Raw genomic sequence first — 7,053 nt, 5'->3', positions numbered from 1 at the left:
TTCTTCTAGAGTGGTGCGGTCAACGCAGTCACGCAGGGAAGGCTTCATCATGAGACGGGCAGCTATCATTAGTCCAGTACGAACCCCGATTGGCAAGTTCCTTGGCGGGCTTAGTTCGGTTCCTGTTGAAACCCTCGCGGCTCATGTGGTCAAAGCGGTTGTGTCGCGTAGCGGTATCGACCCGATGTTGATCGAAGATGTCGTTTTCGCCCAAAGCTATGCCAGTGGCGAGACGCCCTGTGTTGGGCGATGGGCTGCTTTGGCGGCGGGTTTGCCAATTGAAGTGCCGGGCATTCAAGTGGATCGCCGCTGCGGCGGGGGTCTTCAGGCATTGGCCAATGCCGCCATGATGGTCCAAACCGGTGCTGCCGATGTCGTGCTGGCTGGTGGCGTCGAGAGCATGAGCAATGTCGAATTTTATACCACTGCCATGCGCGGCGGCGCGCGCGCCGGCAGCGTCACCTTGTATGATCGATTAGAGCGGGGCCGTGAGCGGTCGCAGCCCGTGGAGCGCTTTGGTGTGATCCCAGGTATGATCACGACGGCCGAAAATCTCGCAACCGACTATGCGATCAGCCGGGATGCTTGTGATGAATTTGCCGCCGAAAGTCAGGTGCGTGCGGCACGCGCGTGGGCCGACGGGCGATTTGACGACGAGATAGTCGCTATTCCCATTCCCCAGCGCGGTGGCGAGCCCATACACTTCACAATGGACGAGGGCATTCGCGCCGATACCACCGCCACTTCGCTGGCAAAGCTCAAGCCGATGGTGGCAGGCGGGGTCTGTACAGCAGGTAATTCGAGCCAGCAAAATGATGCGGCCTCTGCCTGTCTGGTCGTGGCTGAAGATCGCTTGGCTGAACTTGGCCTGGATCCATCCGCATTTTTCGTCGGGTGGGCAGCGGCCGGGTGCGAACCCTCGCGCATGGGGATTGGCCCCGTCCCTGCCGTCCACAAGCTGTTCGCCAAGACAGGCCTTTCGTGGGGCGACATGGGTCTTGTCGAACTCAATGAAGCTTTCGCTGCGCAAGTTCTGGCGGTTCTAAAAGGCTGGGATTGGGATGACCGTTCCATCCTAAACGTCAATGGCTCAGGTATTTCGCTAGGCCATCCCATCGGGGCGACGGGCATGCGAATAATGACCAGTCTGGTGCATGAGATGCAGCGCAGACAAGTCCGCTATGGTTTGGAGACGATGTGCGTTGGCGGCGGCCAAGGCATTGCCGCGATTTTTGAGCGTGCTTAATGCCGACTGATGCCGATTAGAAATTGGCCGTGCGAATGGCTCCGCCATCAATTCGCAGATTGGTCCCGGTGATGTAAGAGGCTGCAGGGCTAAGCAGGAAAAGCGCGGCCTTTGCCACTTCGTCTGGTGTCCCATGGCGGCCAAGCGCTGGCAGGCGGGCCGCAGCCTCAAACAGCTTGGGATTACCTTGTTTAATCGTGTCCCATGTCCCGCCTTCAAAGAAGATCGGTCCGGGCGAGACCGCATTGACGCGAATGCCTCTATTGCCCCACCGTGCCGCAAGTTGGCCGGTATAATTGATCAAGCCTGCCTTCATTACGCCATAGGCCAATTCGTCGGGCGGCAAATTGCTTAACACCGAAGCGATGGAGGAAATGAAGAGAAGCGCGGGCTCGTGCCCGGATTTCAAATGCGGATAGGTGGCTTCTGCCAAGCGCGCGTGTTGCAGAAAGTCGGTCTCAAAGCTCTCGCGCCACCACGCCTCATCATGGCCGCTCAGCCGCGTGGAGACATTGGATACCACGCCGTCAACGCCACCCAATTGCGCAGCCGCCGTTTGCACCCAAGCTTGAAACGCGGCTGCGTCGCGTACATCTAAGGCTTGGCAGAATAGACGGTCCTGCCCTGCCCCGAGGTCGCTGGCGAGACGGTCGAGCCCCGCCTGACCGCGCGCGCACGTGGCGACGATCGCCCCTTCGGCGAGTGCATGGGTGACGATGGCCCGGCCTAAGCCTCGGCTGCCGCCGGTGATCAATAAACGCTTGCCTTTAAGTCCTAGATCCATCTTGGCTATCCCTTTTTAATACTAGCGCGCCATACATCCGCCATCGACGGGCACGATGGTGCCTGTCATGAACGAGGCCTGATCAGAGATCAGGAAAGCAAAGACATTGGCGATCTCTGCTGGCTCCGCATAGCGGCCCATAGGCACGCCTTGTGTGAAGATCGGGCGGGCAGCTTGTGGGTCGTCTGGCATGACGGAGCGCTCGGCATAGGCCATCATGTCGGTATCGGTTGGCGATGGGCAAACAGCCAAGACGCGAACCCCATTGGGCGCATAATGCACGGCTGCGGATTTCGTCATACCAACAACGGCATGCTTGCTCGCGGTATAAGCAAAGATATTGCCGCCGCCACTTAGCCCACTGATGGACGACACATTGACGATCACCCCACTGCCCTGTTGGCTCAAGTGCTGGCCGACATATTTCAGGCCCAGATAAACCCCGCGCGCATTGATCGCCATGACACGGTCGAAGTCAGAATCCTCATAGCGCGAGACGGGAAGTGCAGGCCCGGAAATCCCAGCATTTGAAAACAGAAAGTCCAAGCGCCCAAAATCGGAAAGTGCGCTTTTGACCGCCTCTTGCCACGCTGCGCTCTGCGAGACATCGCCAACAAATGCGGCGATCTTGACGGTGTCGGGCGTCGCAATGGCTTTAATCTCTTCTTTCCAAGCCGGATCAATATCCCATGCGAGGACATGTACGCCTTCCTCAATCATACGGTGTAGGGCTGCCCGTCCTATGCCACGCGCAGCCCCTGTAATGATCGCAACCCGACCTTCTAATCCGAGACTGACTTTAGACATGTTGGTTTCCTTGATCGAGAAATGTGTGGATGGCCTTGGCCACTGAAACGGGGTCATCCCGCAATGGATTATGCCCAATCCCGGGCAAGCGCGTGACACTCAATTGAGCAAAATAGGTCGCCAGAGAGTCGCGGGTATTGGCGGTAAAGACCGTGTCCGCTTCGCCCCAAATCAACAGGGTCGGTGCCCTAATTGTCCAATCCCTTTCATGGATCCAGCTGGGCATTTCTGGGCCCGCAGCAAGATCAAAAGGGCTGGCTCGATACCAATCGATGGCCGCCCGCCAGCGATCATTGTCTGACCAAGCGGCTTCATAAAGCGCGGCCTCAACCGATCCCATACGGCCATCGGCTTGTGCCTCGCGATACCAATTTTTGAATGGATTGCTGGTGGGATCTTTAAGCCAATCGGCCTCGAGCGCACCGGAGATCAGGGCCGGCATATAGGCAGAAGCCGCTCTCTGATCCCGGTCTGCCAACAGTGCCATTTGTAAGGTCACAGGATGAACCGCGTTGATCAGGATCAGATGGGATACATGCTCTGGATAGATGGCAGCAAACCACGACGCGATGACCCCGCCCCAGTCATGGCCAGCCAGCACGACTTTCCCGCCGGGGGAATTGGTGACAATGAGTTGGCGAATGTCTTCTAGAAGGATTTTGGGCGCATAATCACAAAGCTCTTTTGGCTTATCCGAACGATGATAGCCGCGTTGGTCTGGCATCACATACAGGCGGTCTTTTGGCAGGTGCGTGATCATCCGACTCCATATTGACCAGATGTCTGGAAAGCCATGCAGGCACAGCATGGGTGTCGTAGCGCTGTTGCGAGGGCCGGTACTCACGACATGCAATTTCAGTCCTTGTATGGACTGGAAGCCAGCGTCGAACGACGACCAGTCGGGTTCATGCAGGGCTGGCATCAGTTATTTTGACCGTGAGCGCGTGCGCGGTGAAACTGCGCAATCAAGCGATCAATCTCGGCCGGTAAATCCCTTCCAGTGACTTGGTCTAGCGACAGATGTTCATGGCCGGGCAAAACCTGCAGAAGCTCGAAAATATTGCCGTCAGGGTCGCGGCCATAAACAAAGCGCACGGCCCCATTGCTCATGGGAGCGCTATGGAAATGCACGCCTGCAGCCAGTAGGCGCTGATACTCGGCGTCCAGATCATCCACTTCTAACGCGAAATGGGTCCAGCCATGTTTGGACGCATTGGCTAGGGGCCTGCTTTGTGTTTGCGGCTGATGATACTGCCAAAATTCCAGCGTCAAGGGCCCAGCTTTCACCCAAGCACCATCGAAGACGATGTTTTCAAGGCCGGCGACCACATCAAACTTCGGCTCTGGTCCAAAATAGCCAGAGCTGTGCACCGGGGCACCTGTGACAAGACTATAAAAGGCCGTTAGGCGTTTGATGTTGGGGGTAACCACGGCAACATGGGCGAACCAAGGCGGGCTAGCAACAGAAGCCGCATAGGGTAGGCCTTCGAGCTCCAAAATATTGTCTTCTGGGTCGCGGATGTAGCAATAGAGATTGCCCGTCCCCAGACCTGACGGCCGGGCATGGCTCTTGGCCCCTGCCTCGACAAAATCATCATAGAGGCGATCGCCGTCTGCGGCTTGGATGCAAATATGGCGAAGACCGGCGCGATAAACCTCTGGCGGGCCATCTGGTGCCATGGGGTTTGCGAATTGAAAGAGCTCTAGGAATCCCGTTGGGCCGCGTAAAAGGGCCACTTCGCAGGCACTATCATCTACCGCCATCATCGCACGCAGATCAGCGCGGTTGGGAACTTGAAAGCGGCTGATTACCTCAAAAGTGTGGGCGGTTTTGTAAAAGCAAATAGCGCGCTCGAGATCGACGACGCTGAGCCCTGCATGGTGCAATCCCTTGATCATGATGATGCCTTTTGACGGTCATGATAGACATTGTCCTGAAGATAGCTTGGCATCTCGGGCGTCAAACCTGCCTCCTTTTGCGCGATATAGTGCCGCAATTCCTCTTGCCGTTCGGCGGTTAAAGAGTAGCGTGTCAACAGCAGGGCTGCAATGGCGACCAAAACGCCAGGAACGACGGCGTAGAAAATCCGCATCCAGAATAGGGCTTCTACCTCGCTCCCGCCTGCGGCTTTAAATCCGACAACATCCAGCAAAATTAGTGGCAAACCGCCGCCGACGGCAAAGCCCAGCTTTTGGACCATGGCAATCGCCGCAAAATACACGCCTTGCTGGCGGTCTTGGGTTTGGGCAGTGTCGAGATCAACGGTGTCAGCGACCATCGCATTGGGTAAAATGCCGATCGCGCCATAGCAAATCCCTTTCAGCACGAACAAGGCAATGAACAGATGACCTTGCCCGTATTGTAGAAGGCCCATCGCAAAATTGGTCGCCGCGACGATCCCGAGGGCGAGGATCAGTGCGCGATGCTTGCCAATGGCCTTGCTCAGCCAACCCCATAAGGGAACAGCGCATAATCCCACGGCAAAATAGACGGCATAGACAACGCCGATGTTTTTGACGCCCACAATATCGCGCGCAAAAAAGACCGTAATGGTCTGGCGGAATACCTCGCCAATGGTGGCCATCAGAACCACGACGACCAGAAGGCTGAAGGGTTGGTTGGCGCGCATCAGACCCACTGCGCGCTTCAGATTCAACGGGGCCTTCTCGCTGGGGACATCGGGTTGCGGCACCGTGAAGAAGACCAAAGCAGCACTGAGTGGAAGCAGGATTAAGACCGCCAGAGCAATAGCATTGAGCACATCGCCACTTCCCTTACCGGGCTGGCTCAAAATATAGGCGGGAATGGCGGTCGCCACGACAAGACCAAGGATACTAAACCCTTGCTTCGTTGCGGCGATTTTGGTCCGCACATGATAATCGCTCGAAATCTCGCCGGCCCAAGCCTCATAGGGAATCTGTAAGGTCGTGTAGCCCAAGTAAACCAGCGCCACACTAAGCCCGAACCACACCACGCCGACTTCTGGCGGCGGTCGCAGCAACAGCTGTACGCCTGCCATCATGATCAAAGTGCCGAAGATCAGCCAAATGCGTCTTCGGCCCAAAGCAGGACGCCAACGGTCGGTGATCAAGCCCATGATCGGGTCCGTCACAAAATCGCTGATCCGGGCAAGCACCAGCGCGGTTCCCACCAGCGACAGAGAAAGGCCCAATTGGCCGGAGTAGAATGGCGCTAAATAGATCGCCATGGGCAAGCCCAGCATACCCAGCGGCAACGCCACGGTGGAGAATGCCCAGATTTGCGCTTGGCCTAATGGCTTTTTATGCGTTTCCAATTCAGCCCCTATTTTTTATTATACTTTTCGTCAATAGTACTGCTAGACTGCGCGGCGTCAATAGCAAAAGCAGGGCGGAAACAGGATGGAGGAAAGACCTATGACGGGCAAAATGGACCAGATTTTTGGAGCGAAATTTCTAAAAAGCGCGGAGAATTTCAATGAGTATGGCATCCATCTTTTGTTCAATGATTGGTGGGAAAGCGCTCCAGCTGATGCCATCGAGAAATATGTGGCGTTGATTGAAAACGATCCCGTGCAAGGGCCGTTAGCGGCCGAGCGCTATTATGCCCCGCCCCTGTCTCTGGCAGCATTGGAGGTTCATGCGCCCGGCACATTGGGTGCGCATTATCTGGCGTTTGTCCGCGACCACAATTTGATGGAATCCCTTGCAGTGGGTTACCGCCAATTGCATGAACAGTTTGAGGCGACCGGGGTTTTGAAAAACCTACCCGATGTCCTCAAACATAAGGTCTTACGTGGGTATCAAACCCATGATCTGCATCATGTAATTACGGGCTACCCCCCGACGCCCTTAGGCGAGTTGGCGGTTCAAGCCTTTCAACTTGCTCAAACACAATTCCCCTACGCCTCAATGTGGATTGCCGTCGTAACGGCCCATATGACTTTCATCGATCCGCATCTGACCGTGCCAGCCATGAACGCCATCACGCAAGGCTGGTCGCATGGCAGGGCGGCCAACAGCCTGCAATTTGTGAAATTTGAGGAACAATTGGACGAGCCCTTAGAACTGGTTCGCCGCAGATATAATATTAGCGCGGCCTCGGCAGCAGATTTTGTGACGCCTAAGGTCCAGACGCCAGCGTTGTTGGTTGCGTCCATGTGAAGGAATTGAAGCGGCGGTGATGGGGTGTTTCAGCAGGGACAGAACAAAACTTATCCCCCACCCACGAAGCCTC

At 56.2% G+C, this 7,053-nt stretch carries 7 protein-coding genes; 2 read left to right on the top strand and 5 right to left on the bottom strand.

Annotated features, from left to right (window positions below; translation table 11 throughout):
- On the top strand, window positions 1-1,246 hold a 1,246-nt coding region (locus ACIQ20_RS15295; protein WP_395781797.1), incomplete at its 5' end, for an acetyl-CoA C-acetyltransferase.
- Between the two features lie 16 nt (window positions 1,247-1,262).
- Here ACIQ20_RS15295 and ACIQ20_RS15290 read toward each other — a convergent pair.
- The 5 genes from ACIQ20_RS15290 to ACIQ20_RS15270 form a co-directional block, all read right to left on the bottom strand.
- The gene (locus tag ACIQ20_RS15290; protein WP_346383554.1) at window positions 1,263-2,030 is read right to left on the bottom strand and encodes an SDR family oxidoreductase; all 768 of its coding nucleotides are present in this window, start codon (window positions 2,028-2,030) and stop codon (window positions 1,263-1,265) included.
- A 21-nt stretch (window positions 2,031-2,051) separates the two neighbouring features.
- Complete coding sequence (locus ACIQ20_RS15285) at window positions 2,052-2,837, bottom strand: SDR family NAD(P)-dependent oxidoreductase (protein ID WP_346383555.1); 786 nt, start codon at window positions 2,835-2,837, stop codon at window positions 2,052-2,054.
- Window positions 2,830-3,645: an alpha/beta fold hydrolase gene (locus tag ACIQ20_RS15280; RefSeq protein WP_395781799.1), complete on the bottom strand. Its 816-nt coding sequence runs from the start codon at window positions 3,643-3,645 to the stop codon at window positions 2,830-2,832. The genes ACIQ20_RS15285 and ACIQ20_RS15280 overlap by 8 nt, the downstream gene beginning before the upstream one ends.
- A 113-nt stretch (window positions 3,646-3,758) precedes the next feature.
- Window positions 3,759-4,736 carry a VOC family protein gene (locus ACIQ20_RS15275; RefSeq protein WP_395781794.1) on the bottom strand — a complete coding sequence of 326 codons (978 nt, stop codon included), beginning with the start codon at window positions 4,734-4,736 and terminating at the stop codon, window positions 3,759-3,761.
- On the bottom strand, window positions 4,733-6,133 hold the full coding sequence (locus ACIQ20_RS15270; protein ID WP_395781793.1) for an MFS transporter: 1,401 nt from the start codon (window positions 6,131-6,133) through the stop codon (window positions 4,733-4,735). Before ACIQ20_RS15270 ends, ACIQ20_RS15275 begins: the two co-directional genes overlap by 4 nt.
- Before the next feature lie 100 nt (window positions 6,134-6,233).
- Between ACIQ20_RS15270 and ACIQ20_RS15265 the strand changes: the two genes are divergently transcribed.
- A complete protein-coding gene (locus ACIQ20_RS15265) occupies window positions 6,234-6,980 on the top strand; it encodes a Coq4 family protein (RefSeq protein WP_395781791.1) in 747 nt (248 codons plus the stop codon).
- Window positions 6,981-7,053: the final 73 nt, after the last annotated feature.

This window comes from Aquidulcibacter sp., assembly GCF_044346625.1.
Lineage (GTDB): Bacteria > Pseudomonadota > Alphaproteobacteria > Caulobacterales > Aquidulcibacteraceae > Aquidulcibacter.
This window is presented reverse-complemented; position numbering and strand designations above follow the sequence as displayed.